21 protein-coding genes and 1 pseudogene are annotated in these 25,931 nt (G+C 70.5%); 12 read left to right on the forward strand and 10 right to left on the reverse strand.

The genetic code is table 11. The annotated features are described in order from the left end of the window. Positions 1–248: 248 nt before the first annotated feature. Entirely contained in the window at positions 249–1,421 is a 1,173-nt protein-coding gene (locus tag BEK98_RS33275) for a serine hydrolase domain-containing protein (RefSeq protein ID WP_094220465.1), read from the forward strand. On the opposite strand, the gene BEK98_RS33280 is transcribed toward BEK98_RS33275, so the two are convergent. After that, a complete protein-coding gene (locus BEK98_RS33280; RefSeq protein WP_094220673.1) occupies positions 1,399–1,908 on the reverse strand; it encodes a hypothetical protein in 510 nt (169 codons plus the stop codon). The two genes, BEK98_RS33275 and BEK98_RS33280, sit on opposite strands and share 23 nt — an antisense overlap. 386 nt (positions 1,909–2,294) lie before the next feature. On the opposite strand from BEK98_RS33280, the gene BEK98_RS33285 reads away from it, so the two are divergent. Beyond that, entirely contained in the window at positions 2,295–4,028 is a 1,734-nt protein-coding gene (locus BEK98_RS33285; protein ID WP_094220466.1) for a SulP family inorganic anion transporter, read from the forward strand. A gap of 117 nt (positions 4,029–4,145) precedes the next feature. After that, positions 4,146–4,833: pseudogene (locus tag BEK98_RS33290) on the forward strand (response regulator). A gap of 33 nt (positions 4,834–4,866) precedes the next feature. On the opposite strand, the gene BEK98_RS33295 reads toward BEK98_RS33290, so the two are convergent. Continuing rightward, the gene (locus tag BEK98_RS33295; RefSeq protein WP_094220467.1) at positions 4,867–6,051 is read right to left on the reverse strand and encodes a polyamine ABC transporter substrate-binding protein; all 1,185 of its coding nucleotides are present in this window, start codon (positions 6,049–6,051) and stop codon (positions 4,867–4,869) included. A 109-nt stretch (positions 6,052–6,160) separates the two neighbouring features. Then, a complete protein-coding gene (locus tag BEK98_RS33300; RefSeq protein WP_094220468.1) occupies positions 6,161–7,600 on the reverse strand; it encodes a gamma-aminobutyraldehyde dehydrogenase in 1,440 nt (479 codons plus the stop codon). A gap of 204 nt (positions 7,601–7,804) precedes the next feature. Here BEK98_RS33300 and BEK98_RS33305 point away from each other — a divergent pair, with 204 nt between their 5' ends. From BEK98_RS33305 to BEK98_RS33335, 7 genes are all read left to right on the forward strand, one after another. Beyond that, on the forward strand, positions 7,805–8,323 hold the full coding sequence (locus BEK98_RS33305; protein ID WP_094220469.1) for an Lrp/AsnC family transcriptional regulator: 519 nt from the start codon (positions 7,805–7,807) through the stop codon (positions 8,321–8,323). Then, positions 8,308–9,690, forward strand: a complete 1,383-nt coding sequence (locus BEK98_RS33310; protein ID WP_167444312.1) for an aspartate aminotransferase family protein — start codon at positions 8,308–8,310, stop codon at positions 9,688–9,690. Before BEK98_RS33305 ends, BEK98_RS33310 begins: the two co-directional genes overlap by 16 nt. A gap of 191 nt (positions 9,691–9,881) precedes the next feature. After that, positions 9,882–10,622 carry an ABC transporter ATP-binding protein gene (locus tag BEK98_RS33315; RefSeq protein ID WP_094220471.1) on the forward strand — a complete coding sequence of 247 codons (741 nt, stop codon included), beginning with the start codon at positions 9,882–9,884 and terminating at the stop codon, positions 10,620–10,622. Then, positions 10,604–12,118, forward strand: a complete 1,515-nt coding sequence (locus BEK98_RS33320) for a hypothetical protein (RefSeq protein WP_094220472.1) — start codon at positions 10,604–10,606, stop codon at positions 12,116–12,118. The genes BEK98_RS33315 and BEK98_RS33320 overlap by 19 nt, the downstream gene beginning before the upstream one ends. Positions 12,119–12,246: 128 nt before the next feature. After that, positions 12,247–12,654, forward strand: coding sequence for a VOC family protein (locus BEK98_RS33325; protein WP_094220473.1), 408 nt, complete (start codon positions 12,247–12,249; stop codon positions 12,652–12,654). Positions 12,655–12,692: 38 nt separating this feature from the next. After that, positions 12,693–13,817 (forward strand): LOG family protein, encoded by a 1,125-nt coding sequence (locus BEK98_RS33330; RefSeq protein ID WP_094220474.1) that lies wholly within the window; start codon positions 12,693–12,695, stop codon positions 13,815–13,817. A gap of 163 nt (positions 13,818–13,980) precedes the next feature. Beyond that, entirely contained in the window at positions 13,981–14,661 is a 681-nt protein-coding gene (locus BEK98_RS33335; protein ID WP_244202097.1) for an LAETG motif-containing sortase-dependent surface protein, read from the forward strand. 113 nt (positions 14,662–14,774) lie between these two features. Here the strand turns inward: BEK98_RS33335 and BEK98_RS33340 are convergent, their stop codons facing one another. The 5 genes from BEK98_RS33340 to rlmN all read right to left on the reverse strand — a co-directional run bounded on the left by BEK98_RS33340 (position 14,775) and on the right by rlmN (position 20,655). Then, positions 14,775–15,572 (reverse strand): maleylpyruvate isomerase family mycothiol-dependent enzyme, encoded by a 798-nt coding sequence (locus BEK98_RS33340; RefSeq protein WP_094220476.1) that lies wholly within the window; start codon positions 15,570–15,572, stop codon positions 14,775–14,777. A 24-nt stretch (positions 15,573–15,596) separates the two neighbouring features. Further along, entirely contained in the window at positions 15,597–16,619 is a 1,023-nt protein-coding gene (locus tag BEK98_RS33345; protein WP_094220477.1) for an ABC transporter ATP-binding protein, read from the reverse strand. After that, entirely contained in the window at positions 16,619–18,220 is a 1,602-nt protein-coding gene (locus BEK98_RS33350) for an ABC transporter permease (RefSeq protein ID WP_094220478.1), read from the reverse strand. Before BEK98_RS33350 ends, BEK98_RS33345 begins: the two co-directional genes overlap by 1 nt. Positions 18,221–18,261: 41 nt before the next feature. After that, on the reverse strand, positions 18,262–19,335 hold the full coding sequence (locus tag BEK98_RS33355; RefSeq protein ID WP_094220479.1) for a thiamine ABC transporter substrate-binding protein: 1,074 nt from the start codon (positions 19,333–19,335) through the stop codon (positions 18,262–18,264). A 213-nt stretch (positions 19,336–19,548) separates the two neighbouring features. Then, entirely contained in the window at positions 19,549–20,655 is a 1,107-nt protein-coding gene (rlmN, locus tag BEK98_RS33360) for a dual-specificity RNA methyltransferase RlmN (RefSeq protein ID WP_094220480.1), read from the reverse strand. 207 nt (positions 20,656–20,862) lie between these two features. Here rlmN and BEK98_RS33365 point away from each other — a divergent pair, with 207 nt between their 5' ends. After that, positions 20,863–21,048 (forward strand): hypothetical protein, encoded by a 186-nt coding sequence (locus BEK98_RS33365; protein ID WP_094220481.1) that lies wholly within the window; start codon positions 20,863–20,865, stop codon positions 21,046–21,048. Between the two features lie 88 nt (positions 21,049–21,136). On the opposite strand, the gene BEK98_RS50990 is transcribed toward BEK98_RS33365, so the two are convergent. Further along, a complete protein-coding gene (locus tag BEK98_RS50990) occupies positions 21,137–22,642 on the reverse strand; it encodes a calcium-binding protein (RefSeq protein WP_167444314.1) in 1,506 nt (501 codons plus the stop codon). 264 nt (positions 22,643–22,906) lie between these two features. Continuing rightward, complete coding sequence (locus BEK98_RS33380) at positions 22,907–25,708, reverse strand: SpoIIE family protein phosphatase (protein ID WP_094220482.1); 2,802 nt, start codon at positions 25,706–25,708, stop codon at positions 22,907–22,909. A gap of 101 nt (positions 25,709–25,809) precedes the next feature. Here BEK98_RS33380 and BEK98_RS51375 point away from each other — a divergent pair, with 101 nt between their 5' ends. Beyond that, entirely contained in the window at positions 25,810–25,884 is a 75-nt protein-coding gene (locus tag BEK98_RS51375) for a 50S ribosomal protein bL37 (protein ID WP_099504217.1), read from the forward strand. The last annotated feature ends 47 nt before the right edge of the window (positions 25,885–25,931 follow it).

A 25,931-nucleotide genomic window follows, 5' to 3' on the forward strand; every position in this document is an offset into this window, starting at 1 on the left:
ACGCTCACGCACCCGCCACCGCAGTGAGATCGGGGCCCGGGAAACCGGGCCCCGTCTCCTTTCCGGACCACATCCGGACCGCATGCGGACGCCACTCCTAGGGGCCATCCCGTACAACTCCCCCGATCCACAACCTGGTTACTGGGGGTCGTGTCAGGGTCGCGGCCCCTCCCTGCCGACGATCCCGATCACGGCGCACCGGCGGAGGATGAACACGAAAGCCCGCCTCATCCTCCCCAGGAGCCTCCATGCGCCTGCGCAGCCGCAGCACCGTACTCGCCGCCTCCCTCGTCCTGGCCCTGACGGCCGGCCCGCTGGTGGCGCCCGCCTTCGCCGCGCCGACGGCCACGGTGACCGCGCGAGCGGCGAAGACCGTCCCGGATCCCGGGGCCCTGCAGGCGGCACTCGCCGGGCTGCCCGACTCCGACGCGACCGCCGCACTGGTGCGGGTCGGCGGCACCGACGGCAGTTGGCGGGGCAGCGCGGGCGTGCACGACCTGGCGAGCGGGCGGGCGGCGGACCCGAACGCCCGGTTCCGGGCCGGTTCCACGACGAAGGTCGTGACGGCGGCGACCGTGCTGAAGCTGGCGGCCGAGGGCAGGGTCGACCTGGACACTCCCGTCCAGCACTACCTGCCCGGACTGCTCACCCCGGCCTTCAAGCCCATATCCGTACGGCAGTTGCTGAACCACACCAGCGGGATCAAGCCGGGCGACGGCTGGGGCGACGACTTCGCGGACCAGTACGCGCACCGCTTCGACACCATCACCCCGGAACAGGTGGTGGCCTCGGCGGTGGCGAAGGGGCCGGAGTTCGACCCCGGTGACCAGCAGGACTACCTGAACATCAACTACACGATCCTCGGGATGCTGATCGAGAAGGTGACGGGACACTCGTACGCGCACGAGGCGACCCGGCTGGTGCTGCGCCCGGCAGGCATGCGCCACACCTACTTCCCCGGCACCGACCCCGTGATCCACGGCCCGCACAACCACGGCTACCAGCTGGTGAAGGACGCCGACGGGACCACACGGTTCGTGGACGTCAGCGACTGGAACCAGGCGGACCGCTGGGCGGCGGGCGACATGATCTCCACGACCGCCGACCTGGAACGGCTGATCACAGCACTGTTCCAGGGCCGGATCGTGCCCGAGCCGCAGCTGCAGGAGATGTTCACGGTGCCGGCGAACATCACCGGCGCCACCTACAGCGCCGGTCTCGAACGGTTCGAGCACAAGGGCACGGTGTACTGGCTCAAGTCCGGGGCCCGCTACGGCTACAGCACGGCGATCGCCGCCACCCGGGACCTGAGCCGCGCCCTCGTCTACTCGGTCAACTCCACGGACGCCAAGGGTGAGTCGGCGAACCCGGTCGCCGAGCGCATCATCATGGCCACCCTCAAGCAGCAGCCGGAGCGCTGAGCGCCTCCAGCCGCTTGATCTTCTGCCGTACGACGTACAGCGGGACGACCCCGAACACCCCGAACGACATGTCGATCAGCGACCACCAGAAGGGGATTCCCCGGATCGGTCCGCAGATCAGGGCGAGCGGGATGATCCCCGCGCAGGCGATCATCCCGAACTCCACGACCCAGATGTTGCGGACCGGGTCGCGGTACGGCCCGTAGAAGGCGACGGCGATGACGAGATGCGCGAACGCCAGCCAGTCCGTTCCGTACAGCACGAACGGGTACTTGGTGTCGACGGTGTCGAGTCCGTCCCGCACCCGTGAGATCCACGCCATGAGCCCGGGCAGATGCTCGGGCACGGACAGTGCCCGCAGCACGCTCTCCGTCCACCGGAGTTCGTGCACCAGCGGAAAGGCGGTGGCCCCGCTGAGCACGAGGCACACGACGAAGGTGACCAGCCAGACGCGAATGCCCTTGAGCAGGGCGGCTCTGTCGCTCATGGCAGGAGCGTACGCCTGCATTTGAACGCGTTCAAAACCGCCCCCCTCGTTCTGGCGCCTCGTTCTGGCGTCCTCTGAGAGATCCAGGCCCTTCGGGCACTGGTGGACCAGCCGTTCCCGTGGTGTGCTGGAAGTGGCGGGAAGGACCTCTTGGAGACGCGGGGAAGCGGCTCGCGGCCGTGCACCGCGCAATCGGGATCCGCGAGAAGTGGATGGCGCCCTTCCCGCCCTTCATGCCGTCACACCGGTCCGGCGTCTACTGCGCGGGCAGCGGTACCCGACCACGAGGGGCGAGGCCCCGGAGGACGAGGACGCCTGATCGCCCGTACGCCTCGCGGTGGCTCGTGCGCCGGTGGATCCTGAGGGCGGACGGCGGAGGTCGACGCATGGCCAAAGGCTGGGCCGGGCGGGTCGCCCAAGGCTGGGCCGGGCGGGTTGCGGGGCTGCGCGCTCGCGTGCCCGGCCCCAGTGCACTCCTCGCGGGCCTGGGGAGCCGGCTCCGGGACGACCTGCCGGCGGGCGTGACGGTGGCCGCGTACCTCGTGCCGCAGGTCATGGCGTACGCGGGCGTGGCCGGTCTGCCACCGGTCACCGGGCTCTGGGCGATCCTTCCGGCGCTCGGCCTCTACGCGGTGTTCGGCTCCTCGCGCCTGCTGTCGGTCGGCCCGGAGTCCACGACGGCCCTGATGACGGCCACGGTGGTGGGCCCCCTGGCCGGCGGCGACCCGGGCCGCTACGCCTCGCTGGCAGCCGCCCTCGCCGTCACGGTCGGGCTGCTGTGCCTGGTGGCCCGGGCGATCCGGCTGGGCTTCCTGGCGGATCTGCTCTCCCGGCCGGTCCTGGTCGGCTATCTCGCGGGCGTGGCACTGATCATGGCGGTGGACCAGTTGCCCAGGCTCACCGGTGTGCGGACGAGCGGCACGGAGTTCTTCCCGCAGCTGTGGTCCTTCTTCAGCCATCTGGGACAGGCCCACCTGGCGACCGTGATCCTCTCCGCCGCCGTACTGGTCTTCCTCTTCACCGTCGCCCACTTCTTCCCCGCCCTCCCCGGACCGCTGCTCGCCGTGGTCCTCGCCACCGCGGCCGTCGTCGCCTTCGACCTGGACGGCCGGTACGGCGTCGCGGTGATCGGCACGGTGCCCTCCGGCCTTCCGGACCTCGCCCTGCCGGATCTCGCCGAGCTGCCGGGCCTGGCGCTGCCCGCGCTCGGTGTGCTGCTGGTCGCGTACACGGACATGATCCTCACCGCGCGGGCGTTCGCGGACCGCGGCGACCAGAAGCCGCTCGACGCCGACCGGGAGTTCCTCGCCCTGGGCGCCACCAACCTCGGCGCCGGTGTCGTGCACGGCTTCCCCATCAGCAGCAGCGCCAGCCGTACGGCGCTCGCGTCCTCCGCGCACGCCCGCAGCCAGGTGTACTCACTGGTCGCGGGGGCGGCGGTGCTGGCCGTCCTGTTGTTCCTCAGCCCGCTGCTGTCCCGCATGCCCGCCGCCGCGCTCGGCGCGCTCGTCGTCTACGCCGCCGCCCACATGATCGACGTCGCGGGTTTCCGCCGGCTCGCCTCCTTCCGGCGCCGGGAACTGTTCCTCGCCCTGGGCTGCCTGGCGGGCGTGCTCGCCCTGGACGTCCTGTACGGGGTGCTCGTGGCCGTCGGCCTGTCGGTAGCCGAACTGCTGACCCGGGTGGCCCGGCCGCACGACGCGATCGAGGGCCTGGTCCCCGGGGTGGCCGGCATGCACGACGTCGACGACTACCCGGAGGCACGCACGATCCCCGGTCTGCTCGTGTACCGCTACGACTCGCCCCTGTTCTTCGCCAACGCGGAGGACTTCCGGCGCCGGGCGCTGGCCGCCGTGGACGAACAGAACGAACCCGTCCACTGGTTCGTCCTCAACACCGAGGCCAACGTGGAGGTCGACATCACGGCCCTGGACGCCGTGGAGGAGCTGCGCCGGGAGCTCACGGACCGAGGCATCGTGTTCGCCCTCGCCCGGGTCAAGCAGGACCTGCTGGACGAACTCGAGGCGTACGGCCTCGCGAAGTCCGTCGGCACCGACCGCATCTTCCCGACGCTGCCCACGGCGGTGGCCGCGTACCGGGCATGGTGCCGCGACCACTGACCCGCTTTCTCCGCCCGTGGGGCCGATCGGCCCTGGTGCGGACGGCACCTGCGGATGATGATCGGCTGCCTTGAGGACGGCCCTCAGGCTGTCCCGGCCGGGGAACGAGGGGCCGCCATGACCGAGGCACACACCTTCACCGAGCGGCACCCGATCCGGGTGTTCCTGCTGGACGACCACGAGGTCGTACGACGCGGCCTCGCCGACCTGCTCGACGCCGAACCGGACATCCGCGTGGTCGGCGACGCGGACACCGCCGAGCACGCCCTCACCCGCGGCCCCGCACTGCGCCCGCACGTCGCCGTGCTCGACGTCCGCCTGCCCGACGGGGACGGCATCTCGGTCTGCCGGGAGCTGCGCAGCCGGATGCCGGAGCTGGCCTGCCTGATGCTGACCTCCTTCGACGACGAGGACGCCCCGCTCGACGCGATCATCGCCGGGGCGTCCGGGTATGTCCTGAAGCAGATCAAGGGCTCCGACCCGGTCTCGGCCGTCCGCACGGTCGCCTCGGGCCAGTCGATGCTGGACCCCGCGACCACCGCCCGCCTCATGCGCTCCCTGCGCGCCGGCCCCGCCGCACTCCCGCCCGAACTGGCAAGCCTGTCCCCCCCCCCCCCGCGAACGGGACATCCTCACCCTGATCGGCGACGATCTGACCAACCGCGAGATCGGCACCGAGTTGCACCTGTCCGAGAAAACCGTCAAGAACCACATCTCCGGCCTACTGGCCAAGCTGGGCGTACAACGCAGGGTCCAGGCAGCGGTCCTGGCCTCGCAGTTGGAGCAGCAGGGTGAACGGGGTTGAGGGGCGGCGCGACTGCGGCGAAGTTCCCGGACCCTACAACCCCACGATCTTGTTCCACCGCTTCGCGAACTCCACCCGCTCCGTGGAGGTGATGTCCCGGGCGATGGCCAGCCGCTTGCGCATGGTGGTGTCCGGGAAGATCAAGGGGTTGTCGGCCAGGGCCGCGGTGTCCTTGTCCTTGGAGGCTGCCAGGACCTCCCTGGCCGCCGGGACCGGGCAGACGTAGTTGACCCAGGCGGCGAGTTCCGCGGCGACCTCGGGGTCGTAGTAGTAGTCGATCAGCCGCTCGGCGTTGGTCTTGTGGCGGGCCCGGTTGGGGATCATCAGGGAGTCCGACCACAGTTCGGCGCCCTCCTCGGGGACGACGAAGCGGATGTCGGGGTTGTCCGCCTGGAGCTGGATGACGTCGCCCGAGTAGGCCTGGCAGGCGAGGACGTCGCCGCTGACCAGGTCCTTGGTGTAGTCGTTGCCCGTGAAGCGGCGTATCTGGCCCCGGTGGACCTCGCGCTCGACCTGGTCGCAGACCCGGTGGAAGTCGGCCGCCGTCCACTGGGTGATGTCCACGCCGTTGCCCTGCATCAGCAGCGCGAACGACTCGTCCAGGCCGGAGAGCAGGGTCACGCGGCCCTTGAGGTCGCTCGCCCAGAGGTCGGAGACGTGGCGTATCTCGCGGCCGAGCTTGCGGCGGTTGTAGGCGATGCCGGTGATGCCGGACTGCCACGGCACCGTGCACCTGCGGCCCGGGTCGAAGGCCGGTGAGCGCAGGAGCGGGTCCAGGTACTTCGCCACGTTGGGCTGGTGGGCGCGGTCCATCCGCTGCACCCAGCCCAGGCGGACGAACCGCGCGCACATCCAGTCGCTGATGACGATCAGGTCGCGTCCGGTCGACTGGTGGTTCATCAGCGCGGGGCTGATCTTGCCGAAGAACTCGTCGTTGTCGTTGATCTCCTCGACGTAGTCGACGGAGATGCCGGTGCGCTTCTCGAAGGCCTCGAGAGTGGGCCGCTTGTTGGGGTTGTCGTCATCGGTGTCGATGTACAGCGGCCAGTTCGCCCAGGTCAGCTTCTTGTCGGTGGCGGACACGTCGGTCACGGCACGGTCGCCGGGCTCGACGTAGGCGGCGGGCACCCCGCAGCCGGCCAGCGCACCGAGTGCGGCGGTGCCGCCGAGCGCGGTCAGCAGGGAGCGGCGGGACAGCGCGGAACGGCGGGGCAACATGGGGTGGCGCGAAGAAGTCTGGGGCACCACGGCAGGATGCCGTGGTGCCCCACACCTGAACAATCGACGGTGCGTCGAGCCCACCGGGTGGGACCCGACACCTTGTCGATCAGCTGTCGAGAGACGTCATCACATGCTTGATCCGCGTGTAGTCCTCGAAACCGTACGCCGACAGGTCCTTGCCGTAGCCGGACTTCTTGAAGCCGCCGTGGGGCATCTCGGCGACCAGCGGGATGTGGGTGTTGATCCACACGCAGCCGAAGTCGAGCTTCTTGGACATGCGCATCGCGCGGCCGTGGTCCTTGGTCCACACCGAGGAGGCGAGGGCGAACTCGACGCCGTTGGCCCACTGGACGGCCTGGTCCTCGTCGCTGAAGGACTGGACGGTGATGACCGGGCCGAAGACCTCGTTCTGGATGATCTCGTCGTCCTGCTTCAGACCGGAGACGACGGTCGGGGCGTAGAAGTAGCCCTTCTCGCCGACCTGGTGGCCGCCCGCCTCGACCTTGGCGTGCGCGGGCAGGCGCTCGATGAAGCCGGAGACCTGCTTGAGCTGGTTGGGGTTGTTCAGCGGGCCGAAGAGGACGTCCTCGTCGTCCGGCTGGCCGGTCTTGGTCTCGGCGGCCGCCTTGGCGAGCGCCGCGACGAACTCGTCGTGGATGGACTCCTGGACGAGGACGCGGGTCGCGGCCGTACAGTCCTGGCCGGCATTGAAGAAGCCCGCCACGGAGATGTCCTCGACGGCCTTGGCGATGTCGGTGTCCTCGAAGACGACGACCGGGGCCTTGCCGCCCAGCTCCAGGTGGACCCGCTTGAGGTCCTTGGAGGCGGACTCGGCGACGGACATGCCGGCGCGTACGGAGCCGGTGATGGAGGCCATCGCCGGGGTGTCGTGCTCGACCATCGCGCGGCCGGTTTCACGGTCGCCGCAGATGACGTTGAAAACGCCCTTGGGCAGGATCGAGCCGATGATGTCGGCGATCAGGACGGTCGAGGCGGGGGTGGTGTCCGAGGGCTTGAGGACGACCGTGTTGCCCGCGGCGATGGCCGGGGCGAACTTCCACACGGCCATCATCATCGGGTAGTTCCACGGCGCGACCTGCGCGCAGACGCCGACCGGCTCGCGGCGGATGATCGAGGTCATCCCGTCCATGTACTCGCCGGCCGAGCGGCCCTCCAGCAGCCGGGCCGCACCCGCGAAGAAGCGGATCTGGTCGACCATCGGCGGGATCTCCTCGGAGCGGGTCAGCCCGGTCGGCTTGCCCGTGTTCTCCACCTCGGCCGCGATCAGCTCCTCGGCGCGCTCCTCGAACGCGTCCGCGATCTTCAGGAGGGCCTTCTGCCGCTCGCCGGGGGTCGTGTCGCGCCAGGCCGGGAAGGCCGCGGCGGCGGCCGCCATCGCGGCGTCCACGTCCGCCTGTCCGGACAGCGGAGCGGTGGCGTACGCCTCGCCCGTCGCGGGGTTGACCACCTCGGTGGTCCGTCCGTCGGCGGCGTCCCGGAACTCACCGTCGATGTAGTTGCGCAGACGACGCAGCTCGGTGCTCACTGCCGGCCTCCTGATCTGGTTCGAGGGTTCAAGCTGTGCAGCTCGTCCAGCCTGTGCGGCTGTCCAATCACTGAGACACCCACCCTAATCGGCAGACCCACGTTTTCAACACCCCCGTCGCCACCAGTTCTGCGAAATCCGCAAGTCTTGGACTCGAAAACAACGAATTTCATTGATCGGGCCTTGCGAAACTGTCGAGACGTCGTGCACAGTGAGGTCGTGGCCAGTCGAAGCGCAGACCAGAGGGACTCGTCCCGCGAGTCCAGGAACGGCACCCCAACGCTGGATGCCGTCTCCCTCGCCATCATTCAGCAGCTCCAGGAGGACGGTCGTAGGCCGTACGCCGCGATCGGCAAGGCCGTGGGCCTCTCCGAAGCGGCCGTGCGCCAGCGCGTCCAGAAGCTGCTGGACCAGGGCGTGATGCAGATCGTCGCCGTCACGGACCCGCTCACCGTGGGCTTCCGCAGGCAGGCGATGGTCGGGATCAACGTCGAGGGCGATGTCGAGTCGATCGCGGATGTGCTGACCGGCATGTCGGAAGTCGAGTACGTGGTGATGACCGCGGGCTCGTTCGACATCCTCGCCGAGATCGTGTGCGAGGACGACGACCACCTGCTGGACGTCATCAACAAACGCATCCGGGCACTGCCCGGCGTGCGCTCCACCGAAAGCTTCGTCTACCTGAAGCTGAAGAAGCAGACCTACATGTGGGGAACCCGATAACCGTGACCGAGAAGGACCTCAGCCGCAGCGCGTACGACCACTTGTGGATGCACTTCACCCGCATGTCCTCGTACGAGAACTCCCCCGTCCCGACCATCGTCCGGGGCGAGGGCACCTACATCTACGACGACAAGGGCAGGCGCTACCTCGACGGTCTCGCGGGTCTGTTCGTGGTCCAGGCCGGTCACGGCCGCACGGAACTCGCCGAGACCGCCTTCAAGCAGGCCCAGGAGCTGGCCTTCTTCCCGGTGTGGTCCTACGCCCACCCCAAGGCCGTCGAGCTGGCCGAGCGCCTGGCCGACTACGCCCCGGGCGACCTGAACAAGGTCTTCTTCACCACCGGCGGCGGCGAGGCCGTCGAGACCGCCTGGAAGCTCGCCAAGCAGTACTTCAAGCTGCAGGGCAAGCCGACCAAGTACAAGGTCATCTCGCGTGCGGTCGCCTACCACGGCACCCCGCAGGGCGCCCTGTCCATCACCGGCCTGCCGGGCCTGAAGGCCCCCTTCGAGCCGCTGGTGCCGGGCGCGCACAAGGTGCCGAACACCAACATCTACCGCGCCCCGCTCTTCGGTGACGACCCGGAGGCCTTCGGCCGCTGGGCCGCCGACCAGATCGAGCAGGAGATCCTCTTCGAGGGCCCGGACACCGTCGCCGCGGTCTTCCTGGAGCCCGTGCAGAACGCCGGCGGCTGCTTCCCGCCCCCGCCCGGCTACTTCCAGCGGGTGCGCGAGATCTGCGACAAGTACGACGTGCTGCTCGTGTCGGACGAGGTCATCTGCGCCTTCGGCCGCCTGGGCACGATGTTCGCCTGCGACAAGTTCGGCTACGTCCCGGACATGATCACCTGCGCCAAGGGCATGACCTCGGGCTACTCCCCGATCGGCGCCTGCATCGTCTCCGACAAGATCGCCGAGCCGTTCTACAAGGGCGACAACACCTTCCTGCACGGCTACACCTTCGGCGGCCACCCCGTGTCGGCCGCGGTGGGTCTCGCCAACCTCGACCTGTTCGAGCGCGAGGGCATCAACCAGCACGTGCTCGACAACGAGGGCGCCTTCCTGCAGACCCTGCAGAAGCTGCACGACCTGCCGATCGTCGGCGACGTCCGCGGCAACGGCTTCTTCTACGGCATCGAGCTGGTGAAGGACAAGAACACCAAGGAGTCCTTCAACGAGGAGGAGACCGAGCGCGTCCTGTACGGCTTCCTCTCCAAGGCCCTGTTCGAGAACGGCCTGTACTGCCGTGCCGACGACCGCGGTGACCCGGTCATCCAGCTCGCCCCGCCGCTGATCTCCAACCAGGAGACCTTCGACGAGATCGAGCAGATCCTGCGGGCCACCCTCACGGAGGCGTGGACCAAGCTCTGATCATCCGACTGGATGATCAATACCGGCCCCGGTGCCGTCCGTTCGAGTGAGAACGGCGGCCCGGGGCCGTGTGCTGTCCGGCCTCCCGGTACCGGCTGCCTAGCGTTCCAGTGACCGATCGGCCCAGCCTTCGTTCCCCCGGACGGGGGATGGAGCACGGGAACAACGGATCAGAACCGAGGTGTACGCCCATGGAGGCCCCGCCGGACAACGACGTGATGTGGGCACGCTCCCTGCACTTCACGCACCGCGACGGCTCGCCCGGCCTGGCCGGTGTCTCGCTCGAGGTGCGGCAGAGCGAGATCCTCGCCGTCAGCGGCCCGCGCGGCAGCGGCAAGACCACGCTCCTCAGGTGTCTGTCCGGTCTGGTCAAGGCCCAGCAGGGCGAGGTCTGGTTCAACAGCGCGCCCATGCACACGCTGGGGCCGATGGCCCGTGAGCGGCTGCGCCGCGACCGCTTCTGCTGGATCGACCCGGCCCCCGTGCTCGTACCGGAGCTGAACGTCTGGGAGAACGCCGCCCTCCCGCTGATGCTGCGCGGCACCAGCCGCCGCCGGGCCAAGGTGGCCGCGCTGGAGTGGCTGGAGCGGCTGGACGTCGGCGACCGGGCCCGCAGACGCCCGCACGAGCTGCGGCAGGCGGAACGCCAGCGCGTGTGCATCGCCCGCGCGCTCGCCCCCGGGCCCACGATCCTCTTCGCGGACGAGCCGACGGCCCCGCTGCACCGCGCCGACCGCGCCCATGTGCTGCGCACGCTCACCACGGCGGCCCGCTCGCACGGCATCACCGTCGTGCTGGCCACGCACGACTCCGAGACCGCGGCCCTCGCCGACCGTGCGGTCTCCCTGCTGGACGGGCGGCGCGTGAAGACCGTGCATCTGCCGGAGAGCCCGGAGACGGAGGGCCGGGCCGCGTGCTCGCTCTCCGTCTGACCCGCGCGGCCCGGCCCGCCGTCCAGCTGCGCCGTCTGCTGGTGGCCGCCGCCTCGGGGGGCACCGGCTTCCTCCTGCTCGGCGCCCTGGGCTACGCGCTGGGCCACCCGCAGACCCCGGGCGCGGCCGTGCTGCGGCTGGCCTGGTGCCTGGTTCCGCTCGCCGCAACGGTGTACTTCGCGCTCGCGGTGGCGCGCACGGACCCCGGCACCCGACCCCGCCCGGGCCTGTCGGCGGTGGGCCTGGGCCCGGCCCGCCTGATGGCGATCTCGGCCCTGACGACGGCGCTGTCCGCCACCCTGGGCTCGATGCTGGCGCTGCTGGTCTTCCTGCACCTGCGCGGCGACCTGACGGGCATGCCCTTCGACGGGGCGGCGGCCCAGTTCCTGGCCGCGGACCAGCCCCTCCCGCTGCCGGCGGCCCTGACCCTGCTGACCCTGGTCCCGGTGATCGCCTCGACGACGGTGGCCTTCGCCCTCCGCCCCAGGGACCCCCGCCCACCCGCCAAGGCCACCCGCGCCTTCGGCCGCTTCGGCGCGTACGGCCACTCGGCACAGCGGGAGACGTTCGGGGCGTACGGGAGGTTCGGGGCGCGGTGGCGTACGGCGGCGGGGAGGAAGGGGACCACGCCGGAGCCTCCGCCCGAGGTCACCGATCCCCGGGTCACCGACTCCGGGGACGCCGGCTCCGTGGGCGCCGGCTCCAGGGGCATCGCTTCTCGGGTCACCGGCTCCGGGGTCATCGACTCCCGGGCCACCGGCCCCGGGATCACCGGCCCCGGGATCACCGGCCCCCGGCTCACCAACCCCAGCACCACCAACCCCCGGCTCACCAACCCCGAGGCGCCGGAACAGGACGCCGACCAGGCCGACACCCCCACCCACCTCCCGCCGCCCCGCGAAGCCCCCGTCGGCCTCCCCTGGGGCATCGCCACGATCGCCGCGGGACTCGCCGTGCAGGCCTACGCCGGCCGTACCACTCCCGCCCCCGACCTCACCGACCTCCCCGTCGAGGCCTTCACCGTGCTGGTCGGCTGGGTCCTGACCGCCCTCGGGCTCGTCCTCGCCTCCCCCGGCCTCACCCATCTGTGCGGGCGCCTTCTCCAGGCCGTCCGTCCGGGCGCCCTCAGGCTGCTCGCCGGCCGGGTCCTGATGGGCGAGGCCACCCGGATCGGCCGCCCCCTCGGGGTGGTGTGCGCGGTGGCGTCCGCCACCTACGCCATGACCGCCCTGTACGACGGTCCCACCCCCACCTTCGGCCCGCTGACCACCCTCGGCGCGCTCGTGGTCACCGGCAGCACGGTGGCGACCCTGCTGACGGCGGCCACCGAGGCCCGCCAGTGCCGCGCCGACACCACCGCCGCCCTGCTGCGCCTCGGCGCCCCCGGCTCGATGCTGCGCAGTGCCGCCGCCCTCCGCGCCGCCGCCCTGCTCGCCGTGTTCGGCCCGCTCACGCTGGTGATCGCCAACCTGGCGGCCCTGCCGATGGCCCACTGAGCACCGTACGAGAAAACCCTCCCGGGAAATCTCCCGAGAAAAATCTCCGGCCGCCGATGAGTTCCGCGACGACCCGGCGTCTACCCCAGCGAACCGCAGCAAGCGCACGGACCCGAGGGAGAGACCCCATGTACCAGCAGATGATCTTCGTGAACCTGGCCACTGCCGACGTCGAGGCGTCCAAGAAGTTCTTCACCGCACTCGGCTACACGATCAACCCCCAGTTCAGCAGCGACGACTGCGTCTGCGTCGTGATCAGCGACACGATCATCGCGATGCTGCTCAGCAAGCAGCACTACGCCACCTTCACGAAGAAGGAGATCGTCGACTCGACGGCGTCCAGCGAGGTGCTGGTGTGTCTGAGCGCCGAGAGCCGCGAGAAGGTCGACGAGCTGGTGGACAAGGCGATCGCGGCGGGCGGGAAGCCCAGCGGCGAGACGCAGGACCACGGCTTCATGTACGGACGTGCCTTCGACGACCTCGACGGCCACACCTGGGAGGTCATGTGGATGGACCCGGCGGCGGTTCAGGGCTGACCCCTCCCGGACCGAACATCCGTGCCTAGCATGGGCGGGTGCAACCGACACCCGCCCAGCCACACCCGGCCGCCCGCGACCGCGAGATCGAGTCACTCGCCGAGTTCGACGAGGTCGTCGCCGCGCACGGGTCACTGGCCCAGTTCCGTGTCCAAGCCGTCGATCTGACGGGCCGTACGGAGGCACTGCTCGGCCTCGACACCACCGGCGCCGTCTTCCTCGGCTGCCCGATGGACCCCGAGGCAGCCGCCCGCGTCCGGTCGTCCGGCGCCCTGGTGTTCCCGCCGGTTCCGGGGCTCCCCTTCGACCCGTACCGCGGATTCGTCTACACACCCGACGAGTTGTTCGAGTCGCTGGAGGAGGGCTACGAGGCGACACCGGACGCGCAGGCGTACGCCTGGTTCCAGCGCACCAAGGCCGACGGTGACATCTACGCCTCGATGCTGCGCGCCATCCACGACGACGCGGTCTCCGACGCCCTGGACGAACTCCTCGTCGGCGCCCGGGTGGTGGGCGTCATGGGCGGTCACGCGATGGCGCGGGGCACGGCCGAGTACGCGGGAGCCGCCCGGCTGGGCCGGGAGCTGACGCGCGCCGGGTTCACGGTCGCCACCGGCGGCGGACCCGGCGCGATGGAGGCGGCGAACCTCGGCGCGTACGCCGCCCCCTTCGCCGACGGCATGCTGGAGGACGCGCTCCAACTCCTCGCCAAGGCGCCCTCGTTCCGGCCGTCCGTCACCGACTGGGCGCGGGCGGCCTTCGAGGTGCGCGAACGCTGGCCGGGAGGTGCGGAGTCGGTGGGCATCCCCACCTGGTTCTACGGCCACGAGCCGCCGAACGCCTTCGCCGCGCACATAGCCAAGTACTTCGCCAACGCCACCCGTGAGGACGGCCTACTGGCCCGCTCCACCGCCGGGGTGGTGTTCCTGCCGGGCGCCGCCGGCACCGTACAGGAGATCTTCGACAACGCGACGCCGAACTACTACGAGTCGCGGGGCGAGCCCACGCCCATGGTGCTGGTGAACGAGGAGCACTGGACGCGGGAACTGCCGACCTGGCCGCTGCTGCGGTCGCTGGCCCGGGGGCGGTCGATGGAGTCCCGTATCGCCCTCGTTGACCGGATCGACCAGGCTCCGGAGGCGTTGAAACGTCTCGGTGGTTAATAAGCAGGCAAAGCCAACCGCCGTCGTGGGCATATGCATTGACACTCCTTATGGAGCGCTTATAAACCTGTGAGCCTCTTGGGGGTGCTGGGGCTTCACCTCATCCGTCGCCCCATCTCCCCTCTCAGCCCCCCGCAGTTCTGCACTCTGTAAAGGACAAACGTTGTCCATAACCCGCCGCAGCGCACGCCGTTCCGTGCGCGTCCTGGGTGTCGCCTCCGCCTCCGCCGCACTGGCCCTCGGTGTCGCCGGCCAGGCGCTCGCCTGCAACATCACTGAGTTCTCCGCCGAAGCCCAGTGCGACGGCAACAAGGGCGTCATCGTCGTCACCGACAAGGACGGCTCCGGCACCCCGGCCACCATCACCGTCTTCTCGAAGAACGCCGCAGGCGTCGAGAAGCAGGTCGGTGAGCCGCAGGACGTCAAGGGCTCCGCCCAGGGCACCACGGTGACCTTCCAGGAGGACTGGAAGCCCAACGCCACCTACCGCGTCCACGTCAAGGCCGGCAACCTGGTCGACGAGGACGTCAAGCCCGACCTGGTGACCCCGTCGACGGCCTGCAAGAAGGAGGAGTCCCAGACTCCGACTCCCCCGGCCACCCCGACGCCGAAGCCGTCGGCGTCCACCTCCACCCCGACTCCGTCGGCCTCCGAGAGCAGCTCCGCCCCGGCGACCACGCCGAGCAACGCGCCGTCCCCGGCTGCCGGTGACGGCAACCTCGCCGAGACCGGTGCCAACTCCAACACCGGTCTGATCGCCGGTGTCGCGGGCGCCCTCGTCGTCGCCGGCGGTGGCGCGGTCTACTTCGGCATGCGCCGCCGTGGGGCGAACAGCAGCCGCTGACGCCTCACTTCGCACATCGCCGCGGCCCGTCCCCGTATCCCCGGGGGACGGGCCGCGGTCGTGTTCGGCGTTCAGCACTCGGCGTTCAGCACTCGGCACTCGGCCTTCGGCCGTCAGCCGAAGCTGGTCCGCTCCAGCCAGAACTCCAGCACCTCGCGCTCGCCCAGCACCTCCAGGCCGGGGGTGTCCAGCGGCAGCCGCCGGAAGAAGGCGAGCATCACCGGGGTGAGCGGGCCGCGCAGGGCGACCGTGGCCTTCTCGTGGCCCCGGCGCCAACTGACGCCCTCCTCGCCCAGCTCGACGAGCCACTCGGCGTTCAGGGCCGGGGCGGTGTCCGTGGCGTGCAGGTGGATGCTGCGACCGTCTCCGCGCAGCTCCCCGGCCGCCGGGAGCGCCGCGTTCCGCTGCACCCACTCCACGAGCTGCAGCCACTCGTCCAGGGCGTCGGCGGCGATGTCGGGCGCGACCTCGTAGAGCAGCCCGGCCGTGAGCGCGGCGTCGGCGCGGTGCACGGTGATCTCGTGCGTCATGCGCCGGGCCCAGAAGCCGGAGTCGAGGATCCCGGCCCAGGCCCAGACCGTGGTGTCGGGCCCGGCCTCGCGCAGCGCCGCCACGACCAGCTCGCCGGTCTCCGCCAGCCACTTGTCCAGGGCCGCCGCGTCACCCCGCTCCTCGGGTCCCGCAGCGAGCGGGATCTGCTCCTGCGGGATGTTCTCCTGTGCCCGGCTGCGCACCAGGGTGTCCACCCAGCGCAGGGCGCCACCCATATGGCGTACGAGGTCCTCCAGCGACCAGTCCGGGCAGGTCGGCACGGTGGTGGCGAGGTCCGTGCCGGAGGTCAGCACGGCCCTCAACTGCCCTACCTGAAGGGCGATTTCGTCGCAGTAACGGTCATGGGCGAGCAAAGTCATGCCTTCACCCTAGGCGCGGGGTGATCAGCCGAGCACGACGATTTCGGCCACGTCGAACTCGACTCCCACCTCCGCCCCGGCCTCCGGCGCGTCCCGGAGTGCGCAGGCCGCCTCCAGGCGCGGGCCGCCGTCCCGGGGCCGGAGGTGGACGGTCACATGGGTGCCCTTGAAGGTGCGGGCGGTCACCGTGCAGGGCAGGCCCTCGTCGGACGCGACGAGCCGGACCCCGGCGGGCCGGACCAGCAGCGGGCGGCCGCCCTGGGGCGAACCGTCGGGCACGGGCAGCTTGCCCCAGGGGGTGTCCGCCGCCGTGTCGGCGACGGTCGCCGGGACCACGTTGTCGAAGCCGAGGAAGCGCGCCACGAACTCGTCGGCGGGCCGCTGCCAGACCTCCAGCGGCGTCCCGGACTGGGCGATCCGCCCGTCCCGCATCACCACCACCCGGTCGGCCAGTGCGAAGGCCTCGCCCTGGTCGTGGGTGACCGCGAGCACGGTCGTACCCAACCGGCCGAACAGTTCGCGGAGTTCGACCACCAGGCGTTCGCGCAGCGAGCGGTCGAGCTGGCCGAGGGGTTCGTCCAGCATGAGCAGCCGGGGCCGGGGTGCGAGCGCCCGGGCGAGGGCCACGCGCTGCTGCTCGCCGCCGGACAGCCCGGCGACGGCCCGCCCGGCGGCGCCCGGCAGCCCGACCAGCTCCAGCAACTGCCCGACCTCCGCGTCCCGTCCGCCCTTCGGCACGCCGTGCATGCGCAGCCCGAAGGCCACGTTGCCGCCGACGTCCCGCTGCGGGAAGAGCTGGTGGTCCTGGAACATCAGCCCGACGCCCCGCCGGTGCGCGGGCACGCCCGCCTGGTCCCGGCCGTCGAGCAGCACCCGCCCGGAGTCCAGGGGCTGCAGCCCGGCCACCGCCCTGAGCAGCGTCGACTTTCCGCTGCCGCTGGGCCCGAGCACGCACACCACCTCGTGCTCGGCGACGTCGAGGTCGACCGTGTCGAGCACCGGCCGCCCGCCGAAGCGCACGGTCGCGGCCGCGAGGCTCAGCAGCATCAGAACTCCCCCGTCCGGTCGGTGCGCAGCCGCTCCAGGACCAGCAGCGCGGCCGCGCAGACCACCATCAGAATCGTCGACAGGGCCATCGCCTGCCCGTAGTTGAGGTCCCCGGGCCGGCTCAGCAGCCGGGCCACGGCGACCGGGAGCGTCGGGTTGTCGGGCCGGGCGATGAACACGGTCGCCCCGAACTCCCCGAGGGAGACGGCGAACGCGAACCCGGCCGCGATCAGCAGCGCCCGCCGCACCAGCGGCAGGTCGACCTCCCGCCACACCCGCCAGGGCGAGGCCCCGAGCACGGCCGCCGCCTCCCTGAGCCGTCCGTCCACCGCCCGCAGCACGGGCAGCATGGTCCGTACGACGAAGGGGGCGCCCACCAGCGCCTGCGCGAGCGGGACGAGGATCCAGGACTGGCGCAGGTCCAGCGGGGGCTTGTCCAGCGAGATGAGGAAGCCGAAGCCGACCGTCACCGCGGAGACGCCGAGCGGCAGCATCAGCAGCGCGTCGAAGCCGCGCATCAGCCGGCCCGCGTCCCGGCGGGCCAGCGCTGCCGCGGCGAGACCTCCGATCAGCACGGCGACGGCGGTGGCGGCGACGGCGTACTCCAGGGAGGTCCACACGGCGTGCAGCGGCGCGACGAGGAAGGTGCCGCCGTCGGCGTCGGTCAGGGCGCGGTAGTAGCCGAAGCCGGGCGCGTCGAGGGAGCGCTGTACGAGCACCGCGAGCGGCAGAACCAGCAGCAGGGCGATGGTGACCAGGACCCCGGCGAGCAGCGCCCACTGCCCGGCGCCGCGCGGCCGGCGGGCGGTCACCTTCGGGTCGACGAGCCGCAGGGCGGTCTCCCGCCGCCGTACCGTCCAGGCGTGCACGGCGAGGATCGCGCCCACCGCGACGAACTGGACGAGGGTGAGGACGGCGGCCGTGGACAGGTCGAAGACCTCTGAGGTCTGGCGGTAGATCTCCACTTCGAGGGTGGAGAAGGTGGGCCCGCCGAGGATCTGCACCACGCCGAAGGAGGTGAAGGTGAACAGGAACACCATCAGCGCGGCGGCGGCCACGGCGGGTGCGAGGGCGGGGAGCGTCACCTTCCGCCAGGCCCGCAGCGCGGACGCGCCGAGCATCCGGGCGGCCTGCTCCTGCCGGGGGTCGAGCTGGGCCCACAGGCCGCCGACCGTGCGGACGACGACCGCGTAGTTGAAGAAGACGTGCGCCAGCAGGATCGCCCACACGGTGGTGTCGAGCCGTACGCCCCACAGGTCGTCGAGGAGCCCGCCGCGGCCGACGAGCGCGAGGAACGCGGTACCGACGACGACGGTCGGCAGCACGAAGGGGACCGTGACGACGGCCCGCAGCAGCTGTCTGCCGGGGAAGTCCAGGCGGGCGAAGACGTAGGCGGCGGGCAGGGCGAGCAGCAGGGTGAGCGCGGTGGAGGCGAGCGCCTGCCAGGTGGTGAACCACAGCACGTGCCGGATGTCGGGCTGGGTGACGACGTCCGCCATCCGCCCGAACTGCCAGACGCCGTCGACCTTCAACCCGCGCGCGACGATCGCGGCGACGGGCCAGGCGAAGAAGACGGCGAAGAACGCGACGGGCAGGGCCATGAGCCCCAGCCGCGCCGCGCTCCCGCGCGTCCGTCTCGTGGCTACTTCAGTACGAGTGACGTCCACGACTTGACCCACTGGTCGCGGTTGGCGGCGATCTTGGCGGGGGCCATGGTCTCGGGGTCCTTGGCGGCCGGCCCGTACTCGGTGAAGTCGGCGGGCACCGCGGCGCCCTTCACCACCGGGTACACGAACATGTTCAGCGGCATGTCCTGCTGGAACTCCTTGGAGAGCAGGAAGTCGATGAACGCCTTGCCGCCCTTGGTGTTCTTCGCGTTGCTCAGCAGCCCGGCGAACTCGATCTGCCGGAAGCAGGTGCCGGTGGCCACACCGGTCGGGGCGGTGCTGGGCCGCTTCTTGGCGTAGATCACCTCGGCGGGCGGGGAGGAGGCGTACGACACGACGAGCGGCCGGTCACCCCCCGCCTTCTTGCCCTCCGACGACCCGGAGAACTCCTGGTAGTAGGCCTGCTCCCAGCCGTCGACGACCTTGACGCCGTTGGCCTTGAGCTTGTTCCAGTAGCCCTGCCAGCCGTTGTCGCCGTACTGCGCGGCGCTGCCGAGCAGGAAGCCGAGGCCGGGCGAGGAGGTGGCCGCGTTCTCGGTGACGAGGAGGTTCTTGTACGCGGGCTTGGCCAGGTCGGCGAAGGTCTGCGGCGGGGTCAGCTTGTGCTCGCTGAAGTACGCCTTGTCGTAGTTGACGCAGATGTCGCCGTAGTCGATGGGCGTGACCCGGTGCTTGTCCTGGTCGAGCTGGTAGGCGGCGCCGACGGTGCCGAGGCCCTTCGCCTCGTACGGCTGGAAGAGACCGTTGTCGAGGGCCCGGGACAGCAGCGTGTTGTCGACGCCGAAGAAGACGTCGCCCTGCGGGTTGTCCTTGGTCAGGATCGCCTTGTTGACGGCCTGGCCCGCGTCGCCGCCCTTCAGGACCCTGACCTTGTACCCGGACTGCTTCTCGAAGTCCTTGAGCACGTTCTTCGAGACGGCCCACGAGTCGTGGCTGACGAGGGTGACGGTCTTGGAGTCCGCGGAGCCCTTGGTGTCCGTCGATCCGCACGCGGACAAGGTGAGCAGGCCGAGGCCGACCGCCGCGGCCACGAGGGTCTTGGTGTGCACGTGAGTGTCCTCCTGGGGTTGGCCAGGAAGAACGCGGCCCCGCCCGGTCCTTCGGGGAAGGATCCGGGCAGGGCGCAACAGCATGAGTGGTGACCGAACTTCCTACCCAGAATGACCTGGGCGAGGTTCAGAGGGTCTGCGGCCCGCTTGCCGCACTCTCAGCGCTGTGGCGCTCCCCTGTCGGAATATGAAGATGTGATTGACGTGGCCAGATTACCGCTCGGTGGCCGCGAGCTGACCACAAGCCCCGTCGATCTCCTGCCCCCGCGTATCCCTGATGGTGACCGGCACGCCATGGGCGGCGATCGCCTCGACGAACGCCTTCTCGTCCTCGGGCCGCGAGGCGGTCCACTTGGACCCCGGCGTCGGGTTCAGCGGGATGAGATTGACGTGCACGGGCTTGCCCTTGAGCAGCCGTCCGAGCCGGTCACCGCGCCAGGCCTGGTCGTTGATGTCGCGGATGAGCGCATACTCGATCGACAGCCGGCGCCCGGACTTCTCGACGTACTCGAACCCGGCGTCCAGCACCTCACGCACCTTCCAGCGCGTGTTCACGGGGACGAGGGTGTCGCGCAGTTCGTCGTCGGGGGCGTGCAGGGAGACCGCGAGCCGGCACTTGAAGCCCTCGTCGGCGAACCGGTGGATGGCGGGCACGAGCCCGACCGTCGACACGGTGATCCCGCGCTGCGAGAGCCCTAGCCCGTCCGGCGCGGGATCGGTGAGCGCGCGGATGGCTCCGACGACCCGGTTGTAGTTGGCGAGCGGCTCGCCCATCCCCATGAAGACGATGTTGGACAGCCGTGCCGGCCCACCGGGAACCTCACCGTCCCGCAGCGCCCGCATCCCGTCGACGATCTGATGGACGATCTCGGCGGTCGACAGATTCCGGTCGAGCCCCGCCTGCCCAGTGGCACAGAAGGGACAGTTCATCCCACACCCGGCCTGTGAGCTGATGCACATGGTCACCCGGTCCGGGTACCGCATCAGCACCGACTCCACGAGCGTGCCGTCGAACAGCCGCCACAGCGTCTTGCGCGTGTCCCCCTGGTCGGTCGACAGATGCCGCACGACGGTCATCAGCTCCGGGAACAGCGCCTCACGCAGCCTGTCCCGCGAGCCGGCCGGGATGTCGGTCCACTGCTCGGGGTCGTGCGCGTACCGCGCGAAGTAGTGCTGCGAGAGCTGCTTGGCGCGAAACGGCTTCTCGCCGATCTCGGCCACCGCGTCCTTGCGCTGGGCAGGCGTGAGATCGGCAAGGTGCCGCGGCGGCTTCTTGGCTCCGCGCGGGGCGACGAAAGTGAGTTCTCCGGGCTTAGGCATGGCTGTACCAGTGTCGCAGATCCAATCGGGTGACCTGAGGGGGTCGCTCGCTACGACTGCCGTCAGTAGGCGTCACCGGTCGTCACTGAGCGGCGTCGGACGGCCCAGGGACGGCCCGGAGAGGGCGCGGGATAACGCGTTGACCTGGCTGTGGAGGTGGGGTGTGATCACCCTATGGGTCCTGACGATAGCGAGACGGATGCGGGCGTGGCCGACGACACGATCGTCGCTGGGCGGATCGTCCTCGGGATAAAGACGCTACGCGATCACCTCGGCTGCTCTCTGCATGAAGCCCTCGACGCCTACGTCGCACGCTACGAGGTGCTGCGACGGGAACGTCCGGCCGACTTCACCAAGAGTCACGACGAGTACTGGGCGAACTTCTACTCATGACCCAATAGACGCGATCTTGAAAACCGTCGTGGCAGCGATGTCACCGTGGGTTCACACGACGGTATCGAGCGGGGACGGCAGTAGCTGTTCAGCAGTTGGTTGCGCCGGTTTGTCCGCGGCTGGGGTTCACACAGGTGTTGTGGCCCGGGCCGCCGTCATTGGTGTTGGTGCCCTGCTGGCCGTTGAGGCTGTCGTTGCCGGCTTCGCCGAAGCTGTTGTCATTGCCGGTGCCGCCGAGGATGGCGTCGTTGCCCGCATCCCCGTGGAGGGTGTCGTCGCCGGCGTTGCCGTTGATGGCGTCGTTGCCGTTGCCGCCCTCGATACGGTCGTTTCCGTCACCGCCGTTGAGAAGGTCGTTGCCGTCACCGCCGCACAGCAGGTCGTTGCCGCCGAGTCCGTTGATGGCGTCGTTGCCGCCGAGACCGAAGATCGCGTCGGGGCCGGGGGTTCCGTTGAGGGTGTCGGAGCGGTTGGTACCGGTGATGATGTTGAACCCTTGTGGGTTGGCCGAGGTGACGTTCGCGCACGTGGGCGGGGCCGCCACCGTGTAGGAGAGGGTGAAGGTCGGGACCCCGGTGGTGTCGGCGGTTGCAACCGCGCCGGACACGGCGGCCGATGCGAACGACGATCCCGCACCACCGCCCCCGCCGTTGCCGGCGCCTCCCCCGCCGAAGTAGCCGCCGCCACCGCCACCTCCTTGTACGACCCCGGCGCCGCCGGCACCGGCGCCCCCAGAAGCTCCATTGCCACTGGGGTGAACTCCGCCGCCGCCCCCGGTGGAGCCGCCGCCACCGCCACCACCACTGGTGGCGCCGCCGCCCCCTCCACCGCCGGCCGTGTCAGGGCTGGCACTGCTGCCGGCGCCCGGAGCGGAACCTGGGGTGACTCCTGTGCCACCGGCACCACCCGGGCTGTTGAAGCCGCCCCCGGTGCTGCCTGGTCCACCGCCCAATGCGCCAGCGCCTCCTGGGCCGCTGCCGTTGCCTCCGCCGGCGACGGCCGCCGCTCCGCCGCCACTGGCAACGAGAAGGCGGGGCTCGCTTGTGGTGCCATAAAGGCTCGTGCAGGCACTGCCCGCCTTGGCGGCACACGTTTGCACGCTCGTAGCACCTCCGCCCCCGCTGCCACTCGTGTCGGAGCCGCCGCCGCCGTTGTAGCCGCCGGTGTTGTTGGCCATCCCGCCGGCGCCTCCGATCTCGAAGTACAGGGGCAGCCCCGTGGTGACGCCGAGGGCGGTGGCTGTGACGGTGCCGCCCTTGCCGCCGGTGCCGAGCAGGTCGCCGCCCGGAGCACCGGTGGCGGTGATGTTGTCGAGTTGGCTGACACCGCTGGGTGGGGTGAAGGTGAATTCGCCGCCTGCGTTGCCACTGACGGTGTAGGTGCAGGTGACGGTGTTGCCGTTCTGGGTGGCCGTGATTCCCGTTGTGCTGTTGTCGGCCGTGTTGGTGCCGCAGTAGGGGGTCTGCGCATGAGCGGCCGTGGCCAGGGCGGGCGTGACACCGGCTGTGGACAGCACCACCGCCGCGGCTGCCAGGACGGTACGGCGGAGGGAGGCACCGGTCCGCTCGGAAGCCGAGGTACTGATCCTGGGCATGACTCTGTCGCGTGTCATAACGTCAGGCCTTTCTCGGGCCTTCTGCCACACACGATGCATGGCGCAGAACGGTTCGGGCCCGCAGCTACTGCGGCTACCTTGGATTACCGAGCCTCAGTCACAGCGAAGCCAGAGTTGACGACACGTCAGAAATACCCGGACGGATTCGCCCGGCGGAGCGGAGCGCAGCCGGGGCTTGATCGCGGAGGCCGGGGCGGACGGCAAGCACGAGTCCGCTCGTGAGCACGGCATGCACGCCCTGATTCACAGGCCAGGATCATCGAACTGGTCGAGAAGAAAGTCGACCGGGGCGAGGCCCAGGGCGGCGGATGCGCCGTCCTCGAGAAGCTGCTCCGTCCAGATGACCTTGCCGTGCGTGGTGTACCGCGTCCCCCATCGCTGGGCGAACTGCGCCACCAGGAACAGCCCCCGCCCGCCTTCGTCGGTGGTCGCCGCCCGCCGCATGCGCGGCGAGGTACCGCTTCCGTCCGACACCTCGCACATCAGACAGCGTCCGTGGAGCAGCCGTACGCTGACCGGCGGCGAGCCGTACCGGACCGCGTTCGTGACCAACTCGCTGACGATCAGCTCCGTGGCGAATGCGGTCTCCTCCAGCCCCCACTCCAGCAACGTCTCCCGGCAGCGCGCCCGCACCGAGGGAACCACCGCCGGGTCCGGCGGCACGTCCCACATGGCCACACCCGAGCGCGGGAACCTCCGGGTACGTGCCGTCAACAGCGCGATGTCGTCGGAGGAGTGTGACGGCTTCAACGAGTCGATCACCGCCTGACACGTCTCCTCCGGCGTGCGGCCCCCGGACCCACCCAACGCCCGGCGCAGCCGCTCCATCCCGACGTCGATGTCCTGGGTACGGTCCTCCACGAGGCCGTCGGTGTACAGCACCAGTTGCGAACCCTCCGGCAGGGACAGTTCCACGGTCTCGAAGGGGTAGCCGCCCAGGCCGAGCGGCGCCGAGGCCGGCACGTCAGCACAGGTGACCGTCCCGTCCGGGCGCACCACCACCGGCTCCGGATGCCCCGCACGAGCCATCGTGCAGGCCTCCGTCACCGGGTCGTAGACCGCGTAGAGGCAGGTCGCCCCGGTCACGCCTTCCCCCTCGTGGCCCTCTCCGGCGTCCCCCGTGTGCTCCTCGTTGTCCATGCGGACGACCAGGTCGTCCAGGTTCCCGAGCACCTCGTCCACCGGCAGGTCCAGGGTGGAGAAGTTGTGCACGGCGGTGCGCAGCCGGCCCATCGTCGCCGCCGCGTGCAGCCCGTGACCGACGACGTCACCCATCACCAGAGCCACACGGGCGCCCGGAAGCGGGATGACGTCGAACCAGTCCCCGCCCACCCCCGCCTCCCCGGGCAGATACCGCCAGGCCACCTCCAGCGCGTCCTGCTCCGGTTGCCTCCGCGGCAGCAGACTGCGCTGCAACGTCACCGCCATCGCGTGCTCCCGGGTGAACCTTCTGGCGTTGTCGATGGCCACCGCCGCCCGCGCGGCCAGTTCCTCCGCGAAGGTGAGATCGTCCGGCTCGAACGCCGGGGAATCCGCCGTCCGGTAGAAGTTCGCCACGCCCAGCGGTACGTTCCGCGCCTGCAGCGGCACGGCCACCAGCGAACGCAGCCCGGACTCCAGGGCCCTCCTGGCACGCTCCGGATCCTGTTCCCGCCAGCCCTGTGCCTGCCGCAGGTCCGCCTCGAGCATCACCCGCTGCTCCTGGAGCGCCCGCATCTGCGGCGTCAGGCGCGAGAACGAGATCATCTGGCCCAGCGGATACACCGGAATCATCCGCCGGTCGCCGCCGATCGCCGCCCGGCGCAGATGCCGCCAGCCCTCCGCCGTGGGCTCCCACCCCCGCAGCACCGCCTCGAGCAGGTCCACCGTCACGAGGTCGGCGAACTGCGGCACCGCCACGTCGGCCAGCTCCTGGGCCGTACGCTCCACATCCAGCGTGGTCCCGATTCCCACCCCGGCCTTGTACAGCAGCTTCAGCCGCACCCGCGCGACCTCGGCCCGCCCCGAGACCGCCGCCAGCTCCGTGGTGTCCCGCAGAGTCACCACGCTGCCCTCCGGGTCGGCCTGCGGGTACGTCGGCCGCTTGTTCACCACCAGCAACCGGTCCCCCGCGAGACGGACCTCATCAGTGGCTGCCTCCGGCGACGACAGCAGACGCGTGATCGGCTCCGGCAGTCCCAGCTCCCGCACCGGGCGCCCCCGCACGTCCGCCGGCAGTCCGAGCAGCCGTGTCGCCTCGTCGTTGGCCAGCAGCAGTCGTCCGTCGGCGTCGGTGATCAACACTCCTTCCCGCACCGCGTGCAGGACCGCGTCGTGGTGCTTGTACAGCTCCGCCAGCTCCGCCGGGGCCATGCCGTACGTCTGCCGCCGCAGCCGCCGGGACACCAGCGTCGTTCCCGTCACGGCCAGCGCCAGCGCGGCCGCACCGCTGCCCAGGATGATCGGCAGCTCCGGCAGCCACAGCACCGCCACGTTCCTGACCGTGATTCCGGCGGAGACCAGGCCGACCACCTTGCCGTGCGCGTCGGTCACCGGGACCACCGCCTGCACGTCCGTCCCCTTGCCCGCGGGCAGCGGCGGCCCGCCGGCCTGCTCGACGACGGTACGGCCCTTCAGCGCCGGTTCGATGGTGCCGACGAACTTCTTCCCGATCTCCCGCGGGTAGGGATACGTATAGCGAATCCCGTCCGTGTTCATGGCGATGACGAAGTCCACGCCCGCGCGCTTCCGTGCCTCCTCGGCCCGAGGCTGGAGCACCGCCGTCGGATCCGGGCTCTGCAGCGCCTCGGCCACGCCAGGAGCACTCGCGAACGACTGCGCCGCGATGATCGACTCCCTGCGCCCCTGCTGCAAGGCGTCACTTGCCGCCTGGAGCACCATGGCCCCCACCGCGGCCACGACCAGCAGGACCACGATCACGACCTGGAGAAGGAACACCTGACCGGCCGCACTGCGCAGGTCCAGCAGAGAAGCGCGACGTGCGCGCGAGCCCCCGACGGGCGGATGACGTTCCGGACCCCGAGAGCGCCCGGAAAATACTTCCATACAACCTTGATAGCACCGGTTCGAGGAAGCCGACGCTGATGCCGACGTCCCGGGCCGAATCTAGACTGAATGAAGAGTTCCGAATCAGGGAGATGTGCACCATGGCCAAGCGAGGGAACAAGCGACGCGGCCGCAAGAAGAAGAAGGCCAACCACGGAAAGCGCCCCAACGCCTGAGCGAACCATGTGAATTCCCGAAGGCATCCGGGAAAGATGACGCGATC

This window comes from Streptomyces diastatochromogenes (assembly GCF_002242805.1).
Lineage (GTDB): Bacteria > Actinomycetota > Actinomycetes > Streptomycetales > Streptomycetaceae > Streptomyces > Streptomyces diastatochromogenes.